We start from the raw sequence: 22826 nt of genomic DNA, 5'->3' as shown, positions 1-22826 counted from the left end.
ATGGCGGTTAGTTTTTACGGTAAATCTCGTGATCCATTTCGTAAATATTTACGCTTAAACTGTCAGAGACTCTGCAATACGTTTGCAAGCAGGCTAGTAATTGCTCACTTAGTAGTTGCTTTTGCTCAATGGAACGCCCAGCCATAATATGCACCGCAATATGAATAAACCCTTCTTTACCCACACCTAACTGATAATGCTGATAAGCAATAGCGCGAGTCTTTATTGTTTCTAAATCAAATAAGCCACTTTCAAACGTTGTTGTATGGATTTTTTCCACAAGAACTTGAGGTAGTAAAGGCAGATCTTCTGAGTGTTCAATAATAATGTGTGGCATTTAACGTATCCTCTTTAGATTGGTTTATTTAATTATACCAAACGGGTTTGTACACGCTAACCCCATAACGCTTAATTTTTAAAAATGTGGCTTGAACATATTTTTAGCAATAAACTCATTTAAGCAATTACAAGACCTGTAGCGGGTTTAGTTTAGGTTTATTACGGCAAATATTTTTGGTTTATACGTTTTATGTCAATTTGTGGTGACTTATACGAAGAGTACACAAGCCAGTTGGTATTTGTAATATAGGTTAAGCCAGAGGTGCGACTAAATGCGCGTTCGGGAAGGCGTATTACGTCATGATGGCTGTTGGTTGAGAAGTCGTAATAACTCAAACGGTAATCACCTTGTTTTACATTAAAATAGTAAATACGCGATTGCGCTAAGGTGTCGCCTTCAAAAAAATACCACGAATTATGATTCGATAAATTAATTTCGCTAACCAGTGGTTGTTCCGTTTGGCTATTTGGGTCTTTTATCCATAGTTGATTAGTTGCTTGGTTGGCAAAAATTAAAGCGCCTTGCTTGTTTTCATAAGCGTATAGTGTTGGTGAATCTATGGCCTTTGCGAGTTTATTACCCTTTAAGTCGAAGCGATAAACGTGTTGATCATTCGCTACCAATAGGCTTTTACTATCTGCAGCCCAACTCGGTTTTCCATGGTAACTAAAGCCTGTGGGTAATGACTGACTTGATTGGGTGTTAAAGTCATAAAGGTATAGCGCATGCTCACCAAGATGAGAAGCGACAAAGGCAATGTAATTACCATCAGGTGACCACACTGGATTGTAAATATTTGCACTGAGATTAGTAAGCTGTTTTCGTGAGGTACCGTCTTGCTTTGCAGTCCATAATTCCATTGAGCCCGATTCGTTAGAGACAAACGCGAGTTTGTTTCTGGTTTTATTGTAATTAGGAAAGCGGGTACTAAAATGGCTCGATAATACTGGGAAAGGAGAGCTTACAACCGCATTATTAACCTCTAAACGCATTAAAGCCGAGTCTATATTCCACTGATGAAAATACAAACTGCCATCACTGGCAAATTCTGGGTAGCTTAAGCCATCTATGCGGGCATTGATCATTTGTTGTGTTTTAAGGTTGTAAAAGTACCCTTGGCGTTTACCTTTTTTTACACCAGAAAAAACGAGTTGCGCCTTAGAGGGGTGCCAATCAACGCCTCTCATATCAATAAACCCAGTAGTTAACTGCTTTGCATTGCCTGTTTTTATATCGATTAAAAATAATTCTTCAAAACCCGTTGGTAAATTACGCGATACCACCAGCTGTGTCGCATCTGGTGAAAACACAACCGACTCATCGGTATATTGGCATGCTGACGTACAAGGGACTTGAGTAACTGAGTATGGCGATGAGGTTAAATCGACAAGGTTAAGCTGGGTAAAATCATTATTTTTTTCATCTTCACTTATATAAACCAGCTTAGTGCCTGTGGCATTAATGTCTATATCTGTGCTTGTTTTACTACCGCATTGTCCTAAAATAGTGGTATTTCCCGAGGCAATATTTTGCTGAATAACTTCGCAACCTTGACCCGATATGCGGCGATAATAATAAACAAAGGTTAAGTCGGGGCTAAATACCGCTCGACCTTCAATGAATGGGGTGTCGGTAAGAGCTATAGCTGCTTGCTCGGGTAAATGTAAATCACGTAAGTATAAATTTGCTTTATGACCAGGGCGGCGCCAAGAATATGCTAAAAAATGACTGTCGCTGGATATAGCGGGGAACAGCTCTCGTCCTGGGCTGGTGGTAATGGTTTCAACATGATCGTATAACCGCTCTGCTTGTTGCGATAGCACAAGTGGCTTATTTTCATCGCTAAAAGCGTTGTAACCCCAGACTCCAGCGAATAACAAGACCACGATAGCCATGACTACAGCGAAAATATATTTAGGGCGAGTAGAGGATGTATTAATACTGTTCTGCGCGTTTGGCATTATTGGTTTTTGCACTAAGCGATAACCTGTTTTACGCAGTGTTTCTATGTAGGTGTTGTCGGGGTCAAGCTCTTTAAAGCTTTTACGAAGGTGCCATATGGCATTAGTGAGTGCTTTTTCGCCCACATATTGATTACCACCCCACACATTCTCTATTAGTTGCTCACGCGTTACTGCGTTTGGATAACACTCAACCAAGTAAACAAGTAGTTCTATAAATTTAGGTTGTAATACACAGGTTTTATCAGCACAAAACAGCTTATTTTCAAACACCGATATTTGGCATTTTCCAATTGAAAATGTCTGTTGAGTATTCATAGTTTGTGTATTTAAACCTCTTGATTAAGTACGTTACTAGGCAGTGTTTAATGCAAAATAAAACGATAGTTGGTTAACATTCGATTTTACATCATTCTAACACGAAAACCTTAAGTGTATGATTATAAATAAATAGATATTAAATAGATATAAAATAGGGATATAAACGAGACACCTCTCATTGTGCTTTTATTCACGATTACTTACAACATGTTATTAGTAAAATAAACCAATTGGTACAAAACAAATTTAATAACTAAAAAGTTAATCAAAAACGATTTGTACTAATGGAATAATAAATAATAAGGGAAGTTTGTGAGTAATATATCAACAAAAAAATGCGCTTTAGCATTGGCTATAACAGCCAGTTTATCTGGGCATGCAATAGCAAATGACGAGGCTATTGCTCGTCAATCAACGGCTAAAGCAAGCGAAGAAGTGGTACAAGAAGCACCAGAAAAAATAACCGTAACGGGTTCGCGTTTAAAGCGTGATAGTTTTTCGGTAACAACCCCGCTGGTAACCATGGATAGAGCGTCAATTCAGGATACAGGTTTAGGCAATCTTTCAGATGTATTAATCGATAACATGCCTGCACTGAGCGAAAGTATTGGTAATACAACCAGCCAATCAAGTATTTCGGGGACCGGTTTATCAACGGTGCAGCTTCGCGACTTAGGCGCTAACAGAACGCTTACATTGATTGATGGTCGTCGTGTAGTATCAAATAGTTACGGTGGTAATTATGTGAGTTTAAATACCATTCCTAGTGGCATGGTAGAGCGCGTTGAAATTATTAGTGGTGGTGCGTCGGCCACTTATGGTGCCGATGCGGTAGCCGGTGTAGTGAATATTATTACCCAGTCAAAAAAAGAAGGCTTTGAATTTCAAGCCCGTGGCGGTGAAACAACAGATGGTGGCGGTCGTGAGTTTACGCTTGATTTAAACTACGGGACGTCATTTGCTGATGATCGTGGTTATGTATTTGTCAGCTCAAACTGGGATCGTGATTTTGGCATGACTTTTTACGACCGTGATCGCGCCAAAATAGAAGCCGCGCATAGTTACGATGATGAGTTGATGTGTAATCAAATGTACACTGCCGATGGCTATCAGTGTATGAGTGGTATTACACAAGCTGATTGGGCAAGCAAAAGCGATGGTACCTTAGGCGGTGTATTTTTAGAAAGCAACCGAAACGATACCCAGTTTTGGTACGACGGGCAAACGCTGCGTGATGACTGGAAAGGCAATGAAGAGATATACGGTATCAACTCACAGCAGTACGTTATGCTTGATGTACCTAGTGATAACTTTTCGACCGCAATAAAAGTAGATTATGATGTAACAGACGACATCATGAGTTACTTCCAAATTCAATACAGCAAAAGTGGCTCGTTCAACGATAAGTCACCTGAAGATGAATACGAAGGGGCTTACGTACCTCGCTACGACCCAGTGAATGGCGATCCTATCGGTGATATTGCCCCTGGTTACATTCCTATTGATAACCCATACGTGCCACAAGAAATTATTGACAGCAACCCATACAAAGACCGCATTTACTGGGATCGCCGCTTTGGTGAAGTAGGTAATATCAGCACCGATAACGACCGTACGACCATTCGTACTTGGGCAGGCCTGCAAGGCATGATGTTTGATGATACATGGGATTGGGATATCTCTGCTGGATACGGGCAATTCAAGCAACATCAAATTCGTAGTAACGAGTTAAACACGGTACGTGTTAATCAAGCACTGCAAGCTGAAAAGCTAGCCGATGGCACTATTCAATGTAAAGACGCCGAAGCGCGAGCGCAAGGATGTGTCCCGCTTAATCTATTTGGTGAAGGGTCTATTACCCCTGAAATGGCTGACTGGATCCGTACAAACCCAATTATTGATACTGAGATTCAGCAATATACGGTAATGGGTTATATCACTGGTGACCTATACGAATTACCAGCAGGTAATGTGTCTGCAGTATTTGGTGCAGAGTACCGTAAAGATTCACAAAGCCTAGATACCAGTGATGATATGAAAGCGGGCGGTATTACGTTTAACGTTGTGCCTTCTTTTTACGGTGAAGTAGAAGTGTATGAGGCATTTGCTGAACTTGCAGTGCCACTACTTAAAGATGCGCCATTTGCTAAAAGCTTGTCGGCAGAAACGTCGCTGCGTTTAGCAAATTACAGCATTGATAATATCAGCACTGTCGCCAGTTATAAGCTAGGCCTTTTATGGCAACCAATTGATGGGTACATGTTACGTGCCAATTATGCACGTGCACAGCGTGCGCCGACTATCACGGAATTATTATCACCCCCTCGCGGCGATTTTGATTCATTTGATGATATTTGTGATGGTCTAACAGCAACATCAACAAACCCAGGACACGATAACTGTCGTTTAGAGCCAACCTTGGCACAAAAGCTAGCTGATGATCCTAACTTTGAATTTGAAAGTGAAGACAATAACTATTCACCAAATACGGGTAATCCAAACTTAAAAGAAGAAACAGCCGATACCTATACCTTTGGTATTACTGTTTCACCTGAGTTTTTAGATGGCTTTAACTTAGCGGTTGATTACTACGACATTGCCATTGTTGATGCAATTGATGAAATAAGTAACGAAAACATCATGCGTGAATGTTATGACTCAGAGGCTGCGTGGGGTAGTGATAACGAATATTGTAACGATATTACCCGTAACGACGAAGGTAACATTGTAAAAATACTACAGCGTGAATATAACTTAGATGAGTTAACAGCGCGCGGTTACGATGTAGTTGCAACTTACAAATATGACATAGGCAGCTATGGTAACCTGTCATTTAAGCTTGATTACAATCATATTATTGAAAACTCGCAAACCTATGAAGGGTTAGATGGTTCTAGTGTGACTTCTCAGTATGCAGGTTATGGCCGTTCAAAAGATAAAGCCGCTATGTCGATTGTATGGAAAATGGATGACTTACGTATCCGCTGGCGTACGAATTACGTAGGCGCATTTAAAGCAAGCCAAGAAGATGAGAAAGACTACCTTGAGTATGTTGCTGCAAACGATGAGCGCTGTGCTGCGGGCGATGCCGGTTGTATTGCAAACCCAGAGCCACTTGCGTATCAAGATTATGGCTCATTTTTAAAGCATAGTTTATCAGCGTCTTACACTCTGGCACTGACTGATAAAAGTGACTTACGTGTATTTGGCGGTATTAACAATGTATTTGACGACAAAGGGGCATTTTACCCAAGTGGTCGTGGTAACTTTTATAGTGGCTACGGCGGCGGTGCCGGTCGTTATGTTTATCTAGGTGCACAATATAGCTTTTAATAACCTTTAGCTGTATTTGTTTGCAAAGGCACTCCCTCGGGCGTGCCTTTTTTATTGTGTATCTTGCTGCGAAATACCCTTTAAACCATTACAGTATTGAGTTGGTGGATAAAATTTGTTTTATCGCGGTGAAAGCGTTTAGTATAAGGCGTAACTTAATTTTTAATATGAACGAAGGACTTGCTATGAAGTATCTCAAAATGGGTGGTTTAATTGTATGCTTAGCAGGGCTTGCAGGGTGTTCTGATGATGTTGCCTCAGTAAGTCTTGGGCTATTTACCACTAAAGATGTGGTGGTTAATTCACAGCAAGACCCGCTAGTGACCGGTGTAACCTGTCATATTAGCCATATTGAGGCGAATTTAGATTTTTCAGACCCATCAGATATGTCGATTGCCTGTCGTCAAACCGGGCCAATAACGCCAGACCAATTACAGTCTATCGACCGCAGTAAATCCGGTGAAGTCGTGTTTAAATCATCTAAGAGTATTTTGTTTAAGTCGTTAAAAGTTCGTCGCATTTATGATGCTAAAACTCATACGTTATTGTATTTATCGTACTCAACGAAAGAATCTACGGGCAGTCATCATCACGCGCTTTCTACGGTGCCTTTATACAATACACAAGCATGGCAATGGGCACAGGGGCAAGAATAGTTTATGTTAACCCTATTTAAATCAAAGCCCTTATTGGCAGAACAAGAACAACAGTGGCTAGTTGATACCTTTATTTGGGCTGCAGAAAACTTTGACCTGAATTTTTTTACTAAGCATAGCCAAATTATTTTACCAACGGTCGAGTTTTTTCCTGATTCGGTTTCAAGCATTGAAGAAATGGCCAGTAAAGTGTTTGCGCGTGTTAAACACTATGCTGGTATGGATGAGTGGCCTATAACACTTGTTGCACCGCAACAATTACAACCTCAGGTGTTTCCACATTTTGAATTTAGTGAGCATCTACGTGGTGAGCACTGCCATTTAATGGTGCCACCAAGCCATGCAATTAATGTGTCGTTTAACCCCAACCAAATTAATCAGCCACAAGATTTAGTAGCTAGCTTTGCAGGTACTCTTGCTACCATTTTAATTCATCATGTAGGCGTATTACCTCCAGGTGGTAAAGAGTTCTTACCTCAAGCAACGGATGCTTTAGCGTGCTTTTTAGGTTTTGGGGTGATGATGAGCAATACCGTGTACCAGTTTAAGGGGGGTTGTGGCTCATGTTACAACCCATATGCCAATCGCGAAGCCACGCTCAGTGAAACCCATACTGTATTTATGCATGCTTTAGTAAGTTACTTTAAGCAAGATAAATACTCTAAAAAACATTTAAAGCCGCATTTAAGAGGCCAATTTAAAAAAGCGCAAAAAGAAATAAAAGCGTTGGTTAATCAATCGGCTAACCCATTGTTGTTGGCTTTTTCGCCAGAGCAAGCCAGTTAACCATGATCTATATTGATGAGTTTTTATTAATTGCCATTGCTCACTTTTTTGCAGTGGCCAGTCCCGGACCAGATTTTGCTGTGGTACTTAAGCAAAGCGTACAGTACGGCAGGCATAATGCGCTGTGGACCAGTGCAGGTGTAGGCGCAGCTATTTTATTACACATAGCTTATTGTGTGTTGGGAGTCGCGTTGGTGTTAACTCAATCGCCTTCGCTGTTTATGGCACTTAAATATATAGCGGGTGCTTATTTAGCGTATTTAGGTGTGCAGGCGCTACGCGCTGCTAAACCTTCAAACACCTCATCAGAACAGACTGCAAAACCCAGCCTTGCACCTGAGTCACCATGGCGTGCGTTTCGCCGTGGTTTTTTTACCAATGCATTAAATCCTAAGGCTACGCTATTTTTTATGTCTTTGTTTACCTTGGTGATTAGCCCTACTACACCAGTAATAGTGCAAGTGGGGTATGGTGTTTATATGGCGCTTGCTACCTGGGCTTGGTTTTCTATTTTGTCGCTATTGTTATCAAAAGCACGGGTGCGAAACTTTTTTCAACAAAGTGGTTATTGGTTCGATCGCGGCATTGGCATTATTTTAATCGCACTGGCTGTGCGAGTTGTTATTTGATAGACCCTAAGGAATAGTATGGCGTTATATAATTTTTCGTTTGGCTCCAATATGTCATCTAATCGTTTATTGGCACGTTTGCCTAATGCAAAACGTGTGGGTACGGCGCTTTTAAAAGGTTATAAGTTAACCTTTAATATGGCCTTTGCTGATGGTTCAGGTAAATGCACTATTGTGCCCACCAACGAACCCGATGCCGTGGTATATGGGGTGGTGTATCAGCTTAATGAGGCCGAAAAAGAGATCTTAGATAAAATTGAAGGCCCTAATTACGACTGTGTTGATTTAACCGTGAGCCTTTTAGATGATGATGACATTAATGTGCATTGCTACATAGCAAACACACATGACGACACACTGCTACCTTATGATTGGTACGTGCAGCATGTATATCGTGGTGCGCTTGAGGCCGGTGTGCCAGAGCATTATAGTCAACGTATTTTAGCTTATCCTAGTAAGCAAGATACGAATAAAGCGCGCGCCGACATAGAATTTGCAGTTCATCAAGATTAAACAAAAATAATAACCTAAGGTAACACTATGAAACTAACAAAATTAGCCACAGCCGCATTATTTGTTGGCTGGGCGTTCACGAGCTCTGCAGCGGTTGATACCGATAAAATTTCAGAGGTGATCAACGCTTCAATGACACGTTTTGATGTACCCGGAATGGCCGTTGCTATTGTTGAAAATGACAAAGTAGTATTTGCTAAAGGCTTTGGTGTTGCCAACCTCAATACTAATAGCAAGGTGAATAAAGACACTTTATTTGGCATTGCTTCAAATACCAAGGCATTTACCAGTGCAGCACTGGCTAAGCTGGTAGATGAAGGCAAATTAAGCTGGGATGATCGCGTAATTGATCACCTACCCGAATTTAGATTGCATGACCCATACGTTACCCGTGAAATGCGAATTCGCGATTTGCTAAGCCATCGCAGTGGTTTAGGGCTTGGTCAAGGTGATTTAATGATTTGGCCAAGTACTGATAAATCGGTAGCCGATATTTTATCGGGGCTGAAATATTTAAAACCTGCGAGCAGTTTTCGTAGCCAATATGCTTACAACAATCTAATGTTTGTTACCGCTGGTGAAGTTGTTGCCCGTATATCGGGGATGAGCTGGAACGACTACATTGAAAAAAATATTTTACAGCCGCTAAATATGAGCAACTCACGGGCTGGCTTTTCGCGTATCGCTAAAAATAACAAAAACTGGGCAATTGGGCACATCCCAATGGATGGCAAATTGCATCCTTTTTTTGTTAATTACCTTGAAGATTTTAGAGGGGCAGGAGCCATTGCATCAAGCGTAAATGATATGAGCCAATGGCTACGTACTCAACTTGCTGGTGGCAAAATGCCTAATGGCGAGCAGCTATTTAGTGAAAAGCAGCAAGCACAAATGTGGCACCCACATATTACCTCACTGGCATCTAAAAGTGCTTATGAAGCGTACCATCAACAATTTAGAGGTTATGGGTTGGGCTGGAGTATAGAAGATTACCACGGCGTTAAGAAGCTGGCACATGGTGGTGGTATTTTAGGTATGGTCTCGCAGGTTACTCTTTTGCCAGAGAAAAATGTGGGAATTGTGATATTAAGCAACCAACAAGCGTTTTCTGCATTATCGGCGGTGACTCATGAAGTACTTGAAGATGTACTAGAGCTTGAAGATAAAGACTGGGTTGAAGATTTAGCTAAAAAGCACTTTGCAGGTAAAGAAAAAGCCTATGCTAACGCGGCTCCATCAGTGCCTGCAGATATCCAGCCGGCATTGCCAACCATTAATTACACCGGTACTTTGCATGATGATTGGTATGGCGATGTAATAATTGAAGAGTTAGATGGTAAATTACGCATTGATTTTACCCATACAAAGCGCCTCAAAGGTGAGTTGGAGCATTACACAGGTAATACCTTTATTGTTAAATGGGATGAAAAGCTATTAGAGGCAGATGCCTTTATTCGTTTTTCTATGAGTGCAGATAACCGTGTAGAATCAGCGAAAATGAACGCAGTTTCAACGCAGGTGACCGATTTTAGCTTTGATTTTAGAAATCTTGACTTAAAAGCTAAATAACCAGAACCTTGGTTAAATAGTCGTTTAGTATCAACCAAAGTCGCAAAGCCACCCTCAGGTGGCTTTGTTATACTCGTTAAGCAACTTATTTTTGGAGTTAGCTATGCGCACTGCGATTATTTCTCACCCCCACTGCCGTAAACATAAAATGATTGACGATCATCCAGAGTGCCCTGAGCGTTTGGATGCGATAAACGACCGTCTACTTGCAAGTGGGCTGGATGTCGCTATCGAGCAGAAACAAGCACCTAAGGCCTCGCGTGAGCACTATTTATTGGCGCATAGTGAACAACACATCAAGCATGTAGAAAGTATGATCCCAACCGAAGGGCTTAGCGATTTGGACGGCGATACCTGGTTATGCCCCGATTCATTGAAAGCAATTGAGCGTGCAGTAGGTGCAGGGTTACTCGCTGTTGATGAGGTTTTAGAGGGTAAATTGGATGCTGCATTTTGCTCAGTGCGCCCGCCAGGGCATCACGCTAACCGAGATAGCTCTTCTGGTTTTTGTGTGTTTAACAACCTTGCGATTGCGGTTAAATATGCACAAAGCAAAGGGGTGAAACGCATTGCCATTATCGATTTTGATGTACACCATGGCAATGGCACGCAAGATATTTTTATGGATGATGAAAATGTGTTGCTGTGCTCGTTATTTCAATATCCATTTTATCCAAATACCGCCATTAAAAATAACGCCACGTTGGTAAATTCACCTTTGCCTATTGCTAGTGATGGTACTGATTTAAAAGCGCTTTATGAGCAGCAGTGGCTACCAAAATTAACAGAATTTGAGCCTGAGCTACTTTTTATAAGTGCAGGGTTTGATGCGCACCTTGAAGATGATATGGCCAGTTTAAAGTTTGTCGAAAGTGATTATATATGGCTTACTGAGCAGTTAGCGCAATTTAGCCAACAACATAGTTGCTTAGGTATTATCTCTTACCTAGAGGGAGGATACTCACTGTCTGCCCTCGGGCGCAGCGCGATTGCACACGTTAAAGCCTTAGTTGATTTCGGCGAGTAACCTAAATGCCTGATCAGGAGTAAGCTGCTCTATTTTACTGAGGCAACATTGTCCTTCTTTTGCTAAATATTCCTTTACCAATTGCGCTAATTGTATTGCACTGAGTGCATTATGCGCATCGCCATTTAAACCTTGATAGCCACTTACCTTATCTAAAATAACCACGTTTTTCTGCTCATTAACGTCCATAGTATAAATAAAATCATGTAACTCATCTGCATGCTCTAATAGCTCAATCTCATTATTATAAATAATAATTAATGGGTAGCTGATGCTCATATATTGTCCTAAATCAAATTGTCATTTACTGAATAATTTATAATCGTGCATTGGTTTAATTTTGGAAGTAAAAGCAATGCCCCACACTAGCCGCTATCAAAAAGTATGCGATGTTTTTACCAATAAGGTGATCGCCTGTACCAAGGATACCCCTTTAATTGAAGCGGTGAAACTAATGCGTGTGCACAATGTTAGCGCTATTTTTGTTAAACATCAGCAGCAAATAGTGGGGGTGTGGACTGAAACTGATTGCTTAACGCTTAACTTTTCTGATCTGACACTTAGACAAATAATGATTGAAAAGGTAATGTCGAGCCCGGTGTTGAGTGTACCCAGCCAGCAATTATTAACCGATACCGCCATGGTGTTTAATAAGCATGGCGTAAGACACTTACTGGTAACCGATGCGAATGATAACCCAAGCGGGGTGATTAGTATTACTGATATTGTGAGTAATCAAGGATTAGAGCATTACCTGCAATTTAGACCGATAAACGAGCAATATAATAAAAATATTAGGGTAGTCCCCAGCTCATTAGCAATTAATGACGCGGTTAACTTAATGCGCGAATACGCTGAAAAAGTGATTTTAGTCTTTAATGAAGATGAAAATGTCCATGGCATTATTACCCAACGTGATTTACTAAAACTCATCACCGAGCAGCATAACCATCTTGTTTGTTGGGATTTAGCGAGCCGTCCTCTTTATAAAATAAGCCCTCAAGACAGCCTTTTTGATGCTTACAGGTTGATGTCTGAAAGTAATATTCGGCATTTAGTGGTAAGCGAAAATAATCAAATAAACGGCGTATTATCACTTGAAAACTTAATTAATGAAATTGAAACCGCTTATTGTTGTGAGCTTGAAAAGGTACTTCAGCAGCGTGATATTGCACTGCAGCACTCACAGCGTAATTTATTTTTAGCCAATAAAATTATCGACTCCTCCCTAGATGGTATCATGATCACCGACTCGAATGGGGTGATTATGCAAGTAAATCCTGCATTTACTCATTTAACCGGCTACAAAGAATATGAGGTGATAGGAAAGCGACCTAATATGTTGAGTTCAGGACGTCATGATAAAAACTTTTATATAAAAATGTGGGATTCACTGACTAAAACAGGCGTATGGCAGGGGGAAATTCATAACCGTAAAAAATCTGGCGATATTTATATTGAGTGGCTCAGTATTATAGAAATAAAAGAGCCAAGTCATAGTGATGTTACTTATGCCGCTATTTTTAGTGACATAACAGAGCGAAAGAGTGCAGAAGAAAAAGTAGTGCAGCTAGCATATTTTGATGAACTAACCGGTTTACCTAATCGGCGCTTATTTAACGATAGGCTCTCTATGGCACTGGCCTCTGCTCACAGAGATAAACAAATGCTAGCAGTAATGTTTATTGACCTTGACCGTTTTAAAGAGGTAAATGACAGCTTGGGCCATAACGCCGGTGATACCTTATTAAAATTAGTCTCTGAGCGCATTATTAACACCCTCAATGAGGGGGATACACTGGCACGATTAGGGGGAGATGAGTTTATTGTTTTGTGTGAGGTTGAAAGCGTAGCAGCTGTTATCAGACTTGCAGAGGGTATTTTAAATCACTTAAATACCCCCTTTAAATTGGAAGGATTTGAAGTGGGTGTTACTGCCTCTATAGGTGCAGCGGTTTATCCAGATGATGGCTTAGACAGTGAAACATTATTAAAGCATGCTGATATTGCCATGTATCGCTCAAAAGATGTGGGGCGTAATTCGTTTCAGTTGTTTCAACCCTCAATGAATGCCCGCTCCCTTGAGCGCTTAGCGATGATGAGCCGCTTTCAACATGCGCTTGAAAATGATGAGTTTGAGCTTTATTTTCAGCCTAAACAGTGTTTAAAAACAGGGGCGATTATGGGGGCTGAAGCACTACTGCGTTGGCAAGACCCTGATTTAGGCACTATTTCGCCAGCGCAGTTTATCCCGCTTGCTGAAGAGTTAGGTTTAGTTGTTCGTCTCGATTTATGGGTTATTAACCAAGCCGGTAAGGAGTTAACTCTTTGGCAAGCACAAGGAATGAATCCCGGACGTTTAGCGATTAATGTATCTGCTTGCCACCTAAGCCAAGGTAAGCTAGCTGATAACATTAAGGCCATGCTTACTCGCTATCAATTACCTGGGAGTTTACTTGAAATAGAGCTGACTGAAAGTAGCTTTATAGGTTCTTTTTCACAGGCAAAAGAACAGTTACAACAGCTTAAAACGTTAGGTGTACATATTGCGCTTGATGATTTTGGCACGGGGTATTCGGCATTAAGCTATTTAACCAAACTGCCCTTTAACACGTTAAAAATTGATGCCAGTTTTATTGCTAAAATTCCTGATGAATACGGCAATAGCCAAATTGTAGCGGCTATTATAGCCATGGCGACAAGTTTAGGGTTAGATGTGGTTGCTGAGGGAGTTGAGCATGCCTCGCAAGAGACACACTTAGCAACAATAGGCTGCAATATTATTCAGGGTTACCATTATTGCTATCCATTAACACGACAGCAATGGATAGCATTTTATAACCAAGCAGCAAAAGGTTATTCTGAGTCTACGCTCACTTCATAAGAGGTGAATTTTCGAATATTAATCACACCGGTATCAAAAATTAAGTACTGACCTTTTATACCTTGTAAAATACCGCTAACAACAGGGTTTTTATCAAAGTTAAATGAGCTAATTTTAGTTGGGTATTCACTAACTGGAAAATCAAGGTTTACTACGTCTTCATCAAGTTGTTCAATGGCGGTTGCGCCAAACAGCTCACTCAGCTCTGTAAGCTTTTCGCTTATTTGTGGAATAAGTTCGGCGGCTGCTGCTTTTAAATCAAGCGTGTCGTTTTGTCCTTTAAGCATATTACGCCAATTGGTTTTATCAGCAATAAACTGTGCCAGCGCTACTTCAACTAAGCCCGATTGCAAACGAGTCTGCACTTTAAAAATAGGTAAGGCTTGGGTTGCCCCTTGGTCAATCCAACGGGTAGGAATTTGTGTATGGCGAGTAATACCTACTTTTAATCCTGAGGTATTTGCTAGGTAAACATAATGCGGGATCATGCAATTTTCTTCGCCCCACTCTGGCTCGCGACAGGTGCCTTGGTCGTAATGGCAGGTTTCCGGTTTCATGATACACATATCGCAACTGGCAAGTTTGCGCATACACACAAAGCAGTGCCCTTGAGAATAGCTTTTTTTGGTTTTTTTACCACAGTTAGAGCACAAAATTGTGCCACTAAAAGTAAGGGTCAGCTGTTTGCCAATTAAGGCATTTAAATCAACCAGTTTATCACCTATAGGTAGGTGGTATTGAACCGGCTCTGTTAAGCTCGACTTTAATTTACGCAGTGTACCTTGCATCTTTTCTTGGCCCCAAAGATGTTAAAAAGGGGAGTTTAACATTTTTAGGCTGTATTGGCTTTTTAAGAAGTCTAAATAATTATCATAAGAGAGTGCTTTGGCATACAGGTAGCCTTGAGTACGGTCGGCGTTCATAGTTGTAAGTAGCTGATGAACCTCTTGAGTCTCTACGCCCTCAATCGTGATAGTTAGGCCCAGATTATGTGCCATATCTATGGCTGTTTGCACAATAACCTGATGCGCACGGTTATCAGTTAAATCAAACACGAATGACTTATCTACTTTAAGTTCGCTAAAGTGATAGTTAACCAAGTAGCTAAGCGATGAATAACCAGTGCCAAAGTCGTCTAGTACTACTTTAACGCCCAAAGTAGCAAGCTCATCAACTAGGGTGACTAATGCATCTTGATTTTCGACAAAAGCAGACTCAGTCAGTTCAAACTTTAATAAGTGAGGAGCAACCTGATACTTAATCAAAATATTCTCTACTTTTTCGGTCAAATTAGTAATGGCTAGATTTTTTGCACTTAAATTAATACTAATACTATGATTGCTTATGCCATCGGATGCCAGCTTTGCAATGTCTTTACAGGCTTGTTCAATAACCCAAATTGTTAATTCATTAATAATACCAGTGTGTTCGGCGAGTATAATTAGCTTTTCTATCGAAATATTTTTAAAGTCAGCATCTGGCCAGCGTAGTAGGGCTTCCGCGCCGTGTATACTGCACTCCTCTAAGCTCACTTGTGGTTGATAATAAAGGGCAAGTTGATCCTCTCTTATCGCTTGCTGTAGCTTGGCTGCAAGAGCAACGTCCATGGTAAGGTTATCATGCGCAAGTGATGAGCTTACTTTGCTTAGGTTATGTTTAGCGTCGTGTAATGCTAAATAGCCTCGTTTTAACCAAAACTCAAAATCATCACGTTTACCGTAACCACTAATGCCAACACTGTAATTAAGTTGTAAGTCTAGACCTTTAATTTGATATGTTTTTGGTAACTTATTTAAGATCTGTTTGAGTAATTCTTCGAGCGTATGCTGACTCTGGTTTTTAGTGGAAATACAGGCAAATACGCCACTGCCTAAATCAGCAATTTTAGCGGGCTGATTAATACCACTGTTGAGATGGAAAAACTCTCGTTCAAAGCTTAATTGGCATTCAAGTTCGTGAGCAACATGTTTAATTAGCTCATACCCTTGCGAGGGCGTAATAATGGTATTTAGAGAGTTAAAATGACGTATTTTCACCAAGCATAAAGTGGTAGAGCGTCGCTGGGCTTTGAGTGCCATAAAGGCATACTTTAGTTTAGCGCTATTAAGTAGCTTAGTTTGCTGGGTATGTGTTGCATGATATAGCGCTTGCTCACGCTGATAACGAATCCGATCAGCAAGTGCCATTGCCATTAGGACAATTTCACACAAAATGGCCATTAAAAAAGCATGGCGTATTGAAAAACTATAGGAAATAACGCCTGTGAGCTCTAGAGGTTGGATAGCTGCGCCAATGATCAGTGGCACCCACGAAAATACGTAAAACTTAGCCCAACGAAAACCGCTTCTTAATTTGTTGTAAATTAAAATGAAGCAGACAATATAGAGCGCTCCTAAAATCACAAAAAATATCGGTGCGGCTATATTTTCAGGAATGAAAAAACTCAATGTCCCTAGAACTAGCATCAGTCTTAATAAGCCGATGCTTAATTTATACCGCCAGCAACCGTCTTTATGATAACGTAAAAACAGTGTGCAAAAGGCGAGGGTAAAAAACGCAATGGTGTAGTTGACCACAATGACTTTTTCGTGAATAAATAACTGCCATTCAAGCGGCCATAAATAAAAGCCAAACCCCAGCACGGTGCCCATTAATGCAATAGCGCTAATAATGTAGCCAATGTAAACTAAATATACGCGGTCTTTAATACCAAAATAAAGTAATAGGTTATATAGCGAGGCCATTAATAGTACGCCAGCAAAAATTCCCCAAATGCCTGTTTGTGAGCGAACTAAGTCAACAAATACGGTATGGCGATATAAGTGAATTGGGGTTTTACTGATCCCCACGGTATCTATTTTTATGACTAATTGTTGTTTAGACTGACCATCTAGTTTAAAGCGAATATGGGGCACGCTGTACTTAAATAAAGTAAGACGCGGCTCTTTATCACCAAGCTTATAAGTGTCGAGTAGCTGGTTATTACTATTGAGCCTATATATAGTAAGGTGATCCACCATCGGATTATCAAAATGCGCCACCACATCTTCTTGTTGACTGCTTTTGTTTTCTAAATCAAGGCGTAACCAATAATTTTGCTGTTGAAAACTCCAAGGAATATCGTTAAATTTTTGCTGTGTAAACTGCGCTTTATTGTTCATTACTTCTGCGAAGTTTTGTGTTTTACTCTTGTCTATGTAATATGCATGATCAAGATAAACAGGGGTTATTTTATCTATGGTATAGCGAGATGGCATCACAAAGTTTGTTGCCAATGTGCTGATAATAAAAAAGATAAAAATAAGTATTACGACCGCTATCGCATGATAGCGCAAGGTTTTAAATTCCAATATTAACCTGTGCCCTGATTGTTTTTTTATAGTGTAGCAGTAAAAAGCGCAGATAATCTGCGCTTATAAAGTTTAATGAGTAAAACTCAATAATTATTGTTCACGAGCAATTGCACGATAGGCTATATCTGTACGGTATTCCATGCCGTCCCAGCTGATTTCATCAACCAGTTTATAGGCACGTTGTTGCGCTTCGGTAACGGTATTACCTAGTGCCGTTGCACATAATACTCTACCACCGGCAGTTACTACGTTATCGCCATCTTGCTTAGTCCCTGCATGAAAAACTTTTTTGCCTTCAGGGTAAGTTACTTTCAGGCCACTAATCGCATCGCCTTTCGGGTAGCTATCTGGGTAGCCTTTGGCAGCTAAAACAACACCTACAGCAGCGCGTGAATCAAACTCAATGGTAGTTTTATCAAGCTCTACACGGTTAGCAGCTTCAATCAGCTCAACTAAATCTGATTGCAAACGTAGCATCATAGGTTGTGTTTCAGGGTCGCCAAAACGACAGTTATATTCAATTACTTTTGGTGTGCCGGTGTCATCTATCATTAAGCCTGCATATAAAAAGCCAGTGTACGGGTGGCCTTCGCTAGCCATACCTTCTACCGTAGGGTAAATCACTTCATTCATAATGCGTTGATGAATTTCATCAGTCACTACCGGTGCCGGAGAATAAGCGCCCATACCGCCAGTATTTGGGCCAGCATCGCCATTGTAAGCACGTTTATGATCTTGGCTAGTTGCAAATGGCAGTACGTTTTCACCATCAACCATTACGATAAACGACGCTTCTTCACCTTCTAAAAACTCTTCGATGACAACGCGGCTGCCAGCTTCACCAAAGGCATTACCCGCAAGCATATCGCGAATGGCTTCTTCTGCATCGCGTTCATCCATAGCTACAATCACGCCTTTACCTGCCGCTAAACCATCGGCTTTTATAACAATCGGTGCGCCTTTCTCTTTTAAATAGGCAAGCGCAGGGTCGATTTGTTCAAACGTTTGGTAATCAGCGGTTGGGATAGCATGACGTGCTAAAAAGTCTTTAGTGAACGATTTAGACCCTTCAAGCTGGGCTGCACCTGCTGTTGGGCCAAAAATAGCTAAGCCGTGTTCACGAAACTTATCAACAACACCTAATACTAGCGGCACTTCTGGACCAACAATGGTTAGCTCAACATTATTTTGTTGTGCAAAGCTAAGTAGCCCATCAAGATCTTCAACGTTAATTGCTACGTTCTCAAGTTTTGGCTCAAGGGCTGTGCCCGCATTACCTGGAGCAACATAAACAGTGTTTACTTTTGTATTTTGAGCGGCCTTAAACGCAAGTGCGTGTTCGCGGCCGCCGCTGCCAATGACTAATACATTCATGGCGAATATCCTATTTAAAGCGGTTTTTTAAATTTCAGCGTCATACGGTCGCTTTCACCTATGGCTTTATATTTAGCGGCATCTTGCTCGCCAAGTCTAAGGCTCGGTGGAAGGGTCCATACCCCTTTAGGGTGATCGGCTGTATCAAGAGGGTTTGCATTAATATCGCTTTTTGCTTCAAGTTCAAAACCTGCTTGTTCAGCAAGTGCAATAACCACACTCTGCTTCATATAACCTGATGACTTTTGCATTTCATCGGCTTGCTCTTCGGGTAGGCGATGTTCAACTACGCCTAAAGTGCCGCCAGGCTTAAGTGCTGTATAAAAAGACTTAAATGCATTGCTTGCTGCGTCTTTGTCTTTACTCATGAACCAATTATGGACATTACGAAAAGTAAGTACCATATCGGCGCTACTTGCAGGGGCAATATCTAAATGAGTAGAAGGAGCAAACTCAGTAAGTTTAACGTCACTAAAGCGGGCATCTTCAGCGATTTTAGCTTTAAAACCAGCAAGAGAACGTTGGTAGTAACCTACCGATGAATCAGCAGGAAAATGCGCGGCATAATAGGTGCCTTGCTCTTTTAGTGCTGGCGCTAAAATTTCACTATACCAACCACCGCCAGGCGCAATTTCTACCACAGTCATTGTTGGTTTAAAGCCAAAAAACTCGAGGGTTTCTACAGGATTGCGGTATTGGTCGCGTTCACTGCTGCGCTCGCTTGCTTTAACTGCATTTGTTAATGCTGAGTCGTGGCCATGGTTGTGTGCCAATGCCATTGTTGAGCTTAATGACAGTGTGGCAACCAGTAGAGATTTTAGTGCAAATTTCATCGTCTAATCCTTCACATTATAATTGTTAGTCATGGTTATAGAATAAGCAGAATACGTGAATTTGATGCAAACAAAAAGAGCTAACTGAAGCAGTTAGCTCTTTAAGCGATTAATGGCGGAAATGGCGCATACCCGTAAACACCATTGCCATACCAGCTTCATCAGCTGCGGCAATTACTTCTTCATCGCGCATTGAACCACCCGGTTGAATAACCGCGGTAATACCTGCTGCGGCTGCAGCATCAATGCCATCACGGAATGGGAAAAATGCATCTGATGCCATGACTGAGCCTTTAACTTCAAGGTTTTCATCAGCGGCTTTAATACCGGCAATTTTAGCTGAGTAAACACGGCTCATTTGGCCTGCGCCAACACCAATAGTCATACCGTCGCGGGCATAAACAATGGCGTTTGATTTAACAAATTTAGCCACTTTCCAACAGAACAGTAAGTCTTTAAGTTCTTGCTCAGAAGGCTGGCGCTTAGAAACAACCGTTAAGTCGCCTTGCGTTACCATACCTAAATCACGGTCTTGAATTAGAACGCCGCCATTAACGCGTTTAATGTCATGGCCTGTGCCTTTAGCTGAAAACTCGCCACACTCTAATAAGCGAACATTTTGCTTAGCCGAGACTATTTGAGCCGCTTCTGCACTTACGCTTGGTGCGATAATAACTTCAACAAATTGACGTTCAACAATCGCTTGTGCAGTTTTTGCGTCAAGTTCTTGGTTAAAAGCAATAATGCCGCCAAACGCTGACGTTGGATCAGTTTTAAAGGCGCGATCGTATGCTTCTAAGATATTTTCGCCAATTGAAACACCACATGGATTAGCATGTTTTACAATAACACACGCCGGTACATCAAATTCTTTAACACACTCAAGTGCGGCATCGGTATCGGCAATATTGTTAAACGATAATGCTTTACCTTGTAGCTGAGTGGCTGTCGCCACTGACGCTTCAGTGATGTCGTTTTCAACATAAAACGCGGCATCTTGATGCGAATTTTCACCGTAACGCATATCTTGCTTTTTAGTGAATTGCATATTAATAGTACGTGGGAACTTAGTATCTTCAGCGGCTTCTTCTGTGTAATCAGGAACCATTTTACCGAAGTAATTAGCAATCATACCATCGTATTGCGCTGTATGTTCATAAGCGGCAATAGCTAGATCAAAGCGGGTTTTGTAAGTAGTTGAGCCGTTGTTATTTTGCATTTCGCTAATAATACGGTCATAGTCGTTTGCGTTAACAACAATCGTCACATCTTTGTGATTTTTAGCTGCTGCACGCACCATGGTTGGGCCGCCAATATCGATGTTTTCTATAGCATCTTCAAGGCTGCAGTTTTCTTGAGCGACAGTATTCGCAAAGGGGTATAAGTTAACTACAACGATGTCGATAGCAGAAATGTTGTTATCTGCCATTACGCCTTCATCTTGGCCACGACGAGCAAGAATACCGCCATGAATTTTTGGGTGTAGGGTTTTTACGCGACCATCCATGATCTCAGGGTGTCCGGTGTGATCTGATACTTCGGTAACTTTAATCGCATTATCAGCAAGTAGTTTACAAGTGCCGCCAGTTGAAAGTATTTCAACACCTTGTGCTTCTAGTGCAAGGGCAAATTCAACAATACCGGTTTTGTCTGACACACTCAAAAGTGCGCGACGTATAGGACGATGTGTATCCATTGTAGTTTGATTTCCTCAGTTAATGAGCTAGCTTAGAAGCGCGTATTTTAACTGATTACGACTCAAAAAACGACTTATAACGACCCATAAAGCGTGAGCATTTTGCAATTTCGTTAATAAATTTTACAGATAAAAAAAGCACCCTAAGGTGCTTTTTTAAGAGTGTTTTATAAAACACTCAGTGTATTGAATCAGTAAGCGCGGTAAAGCAATTACGGCATCAATACCTTAGGTATTAGTTCATACCGTATTTTTTTAGCTTTTTACGTAAAGTACCACGGTTGATACCTAGTAAAATTGCCGCACGAGTCTGGTTGCCACGTGTGTAAGTCATTACTTCTTCAAGCAATGGCGCTTCTAGCTCAGAAAGAACAAGGTCGTAAACGTCTTGCACATCTTGACCGTTAAGCTGTTTTAAGTAGTGGTGAACAGCTTTTTTTACTGCATCACGCAATGGCTGCGGTTTCTCGTGTGACTGAACATGAGGGTTTGTGATAAATGGAGAAGTCACGTTTTGTTCGAACATTATAAAGTCTCTTTCTTTCTTAGTTAGCTGCTAGTGTTTTAAAGTATTGCTCTAATGCGACGACCTGTTCCTCGGAATTGTCGAGCGCATTAAATACTCGCCTAAACTGACCGTCACTGTCATGGGTTTGCAAATACCAAGATACATGTTTGCGAGCGATTCGTGCTCCCATTGGCTCACCGTAAAACATATGGAGGTTGGTTAAATGCTCCATTAAAATACTGCGCACCTCTGCAATAGCAGGTGGCTGCATATGTTCACCAGTTCGCAAATAGTGGTCTATCTCCCTAAATATCCAAGGGCGACCTTGGGCGGCTCGACCAATCATGATGGCATCTGCACCCGTATAGTCCAAAACCTGCTTTGCTTTTTCAGGTGATGTAATATCACCATTAGCAACCACAGGTATCGACACTGAACGTTTTATATCCCTAATTGTGGCGTACTCAGCATCACCTTTGTACATACATGCGCGCGTGCGCCCATGTACAGCCAGTGATGCAATGCCATAACGTTCAGCTATTCTTGCAATCTCTACACCATTACGGTTGTCCTGATCCCATCCAGTACGGATTTTAAGTGTTACAGGTATATCAACCGCATTAACGACGGCATCAATAATCTCTTCCACGAGTTCTGGAAACTGTAATAAGGCTGAGCCTGCAAGTTTCTTGTTCACTTTTTTTGCTGGGCACCCCATATTGATATCTATGATCTGTGCACCGTTTGCAACATTGAATTGTGCGGCCTGTGCCATAAGCTCAGGGTCTGCTCCTGCAATTTGCACCGCACGTATACCCGACTCACCAGAATGATCCATTCGGTTCATCGACTTTTCGGTTTTCCAAACCTTCGGATTAGACGACAGCATTTCAGACACAGCAAGGCCAGCGCCTAAACGACGACATAACTGTCTAAATGGTCTGTCTGTTATGCCCGCCATAGGCGCGACAATGACATTATTCTCAAGTTGGTATGAACCGATACGCACGATATTCAATAGGCCTCTTTTCAAGGGGCGCTAA

Annotated in this window: 18 protein-coding genes; 8 read left to right on the top strand and 10 right to left on the bottom strand. The window is 41.3% G+C overall.

Annotation, left to right across the window (positions count from 1 at the left end):
* Window positions 1-7: 7 nt before the first annotated feature.
* The gene (locus tag ACNSN2_RS12970) at window positions 8-337 is read right to left on the bottom strand and encodes a 5-carboxymethyl-2-hydroxymuconate Delta-isomerase (RefSeq protein WP_418607659.1); all 330 of its coding nucleotides are present in this window, start codon (window positions 335-337) and stop codon (window positions 8-10) included.
* A gap of 161 nt (window positions 338-498) precedes the next feature.
* Window positions 499-2619, bottom strand: coding sequence for a winged helix-turn-helix domain-containing protein (locus ACNSN2_RS12965; protein WP_418607657.1), 2121 nt, complete (start codon window positions 2617-2619; stop codon window positions 499-501).
* Between the two features lie 315 nt (window positions 2620-2934).
* Between ACNSN2_RS12965 and ACNSN2_RS12960 the strand changes: the two genes are divergently transcribed.
* From ACNSN2_RS12960 to ACNSN2_RS12930, 7 genes are all read left to right on the top strand, one after another.
* Window positions 2935-5955: a TonB-dependent receptor domain-containing protein gene (locus tag ACNSN2_RS12960; RefSeq protein ID WP_418607656.1), complete on the top strand. Its 3021-nt coding sequence runs from the start codon at window positions 2935-2937 to the stop codon at window positions 5953-5955.
* A 185-nt stretch (window positions 5956-6140) separates the two neighbouring features.
* The gene (locus ACNSN2_RS12955; RefSeq protein WP_418607654.1) at window positions 6141-6611 is read left to right on the top strand and encodes a CreA family protein; all 471 of its coding nucleotides are present in this window, start codon (window positions 6141-6143) and stop codon (window positions 6609-6611) included.
* A gap of 3 nt (window positions 6612-6614) precedes the next feature.
* The gene (locus ACNSN2_RS12950) at window positions 6615-7397 is read left to right on the top strand and encodes a hypothetical protein (RefSeq protein ID WP_418607653.1); all 783 of its coding nucleotides are present in this window, start codon (window positions 6615-6617) and stop codon (window positions 7395-7397) included.
* A gap of 2 nt (window positions 7398-7399) precedes the next feature.
* Window positions 7400-8026: a LysE family translocator gene (locus ACNSN2_RS12945; RefSeq protein WP_418607651.1), complete on the top strand. Its 627-nt coding sequence runs from the start codon at window positions 7400-7402 to the stop codon at window positions 8024-8026.
* A gap of 18 nt (window positions 8027-8044) precedes the next feature.
* The gene (locus ACNSN2_RS12940; protein WP_010391767.1) at window positions 8045-8539 is read left to right on the top strand and encodes a gamma-glutamylcyclotransferase family protein; all 495 of its coding nucleotides are present in this window, start codon (window positions 8045-8047) and stop codon (window positions 8537-8539) included.
* 27 nt (window positions 8540-8566) lie between these two features.
* Window positions 8567-10108: a serine hydrolase gene (locus ACNSN2_RS12935; protein ID WP_418607649.1), complete on the top strand. Its 1542-nt coding sequence runs from the start codon at window positions 8567-8569 to the stop codon at window positions 10106-10108.
* Between the two features lie 103 nt (window positions 10109-10211).
* Window positions 10212-11135 (top strand): histone deacetylase family protein, encoded by a 924-nt coding sequence (locus ACNSN2_RS12930; RefSeq protein ID WP_075169941.1) that lies wholly within the window; start codon window positions 10212-10214, stop codon window positions 11133-11135.
* On the opposite strand, the gene ACNSN2_RS12925 is transcribed toward ACNSN2_RS12930, so the two are convergent.
* Entirely contained in the window at window positions 11115-11414 is a 300-nt protein-coding gene (locus ACNSN2_RS12925) for a DUF4144 family protein (RefSeq protein WP_109874077.1), read from the bottom strand. The two genes, ACNSN2_RS12930 and ACNSN2_RS12925, sit on opposite strands and share 21 nt — an antisense overlap.
* A 76-nt stretch (window positions 11415-11490) precedes the next feature.
* Here ACNSN2_RS12925 and ACNSN2_RS12920 point away from each other — a divergent pair, with 76 nt between their 5' ends.
* Window positions 11491-14019 (top strand): EAL domain-containing protein, encoded by a 2529-nt coding sequence (locus tag ACNSN2_RS12920; protein WP_418607646.1) that lies wholly within the window; start codon window positions 11491-11493, stop codon window positions 14017-14019.
* Here the strand turns inward: ACNSN2_RS12920 and ACNSN2_RS12915 are convergent.
* From ACNSN2_RS12915 to dusB, 7 genes are all read right to left on the bottom strand, one after another.
* Entirely contained in the window at window positions 13992-14807 is an 816-nt protein-coding gene (locus tag ACNSN2_RS12915) for a DUF2797 domain-containing protein (RefSeq protein ID WP_054202606.1), read from the bottom strand. The genes ACNSN2_RS12920 and ACNSN2_RS12915 overlap by 28 nt on opposite strands.
* A gap of 21 nt (window positions 14808-14828) precedes the next feature.
* The gene (locus ACNSN2_RS12910; protein ID WP_418607644.1) at window positions 14829-17369 is read right to left on the bottom strand and encodes an EAL domain-containing protein; all 2541 of its coding nucleotides are present in this window, start codon (window positions 17367-17369) and stop codon (window positions 14829-14831) included.
* Window positions 17370-17462: 93 nt separating this feature from the next.
* Window positions 17463-18746 (bottom strand): phosphoribosylamine--glycine ligase, encoded by a 1284-nt coding sequence (purD, locus tag ACNSN2_RS12905; protein ID WP_418607643.1) that lies wholly within the window; start codon window positions 18744-18746, stop codon window positions 17463-17465.
* 14 nt (window positions 18747-18760) lie between these two features.
* On the bottom strand, window positions 18761-19579 hold the full coding sequence (locus ACNSN2_RS12900; protein WP_075169883.1) for a class I SAM-dependent methyltransferase: 819 nt from the start codon (window positions 19577-19579) through the stop codon (window positions 18761-18763).
* A 109-nt stretch (window positions 19580-19688) separates the two neighbouring features.
* A complete protein-coding gene (purH, locus tag ACNSN2_RS12895; RefSeq protein ID WP_418607640.1) occupies window positions 19689-21275 on the bottom strand; it encodes a bifunctional phosphoribosylaminoimidazolecarboxamide formyltransferase/IMP cyclohydrolase in 1587 nt (528 codons plus the stop codon).
* Window positions 21276-21510: 235 nt separating this feature from the next.
* Window positions 21511-21801: a DNA-binding transcriptional regulator Fis gene (gene fis / locus ACNSN2_RS12890; protein ID WP_002957804.1), complete on the bottom strand. Its 291-nt coding sequence runs from the start codon at window positions 21799-21801 to the stop codon at window positions 21511-21513.
* A 19-nt stretch (window positions 21802-21820) separates the two neighbouring features.
* Window positions 21821-22792: a tRNA dihydrouridine synthase DusB gene (dusB, locus tag ACNSN2_RS12885; protein ID WP_010391792.1), complete on the bottom strand. Its 972-nt coding sequence runs from the start codon at window positions 22790-22792 to the stop codon at window positions 21821-21823.
* Between the last annotated feature and the right edge of the window lie 34 nt (window positions 22793-22826).

Origin of the sequence: Pseudoalteromonas sp. US3C1013, assembly GCF_048401115.1 — a bacterium.
In the GTDB taxonomy this organism is placed as follows: Bacteria; Pseudomonadota; Gammaproteobacteria; order Enterobacterales; family Alteromonadaceae; genus Pseudoalteromonas; species Pseudoalteromonas undina.
Note: the sequence above shows the minus strand (reverse complement) of the source record. Positions and strands in the feature narration are given on the sequence as shown.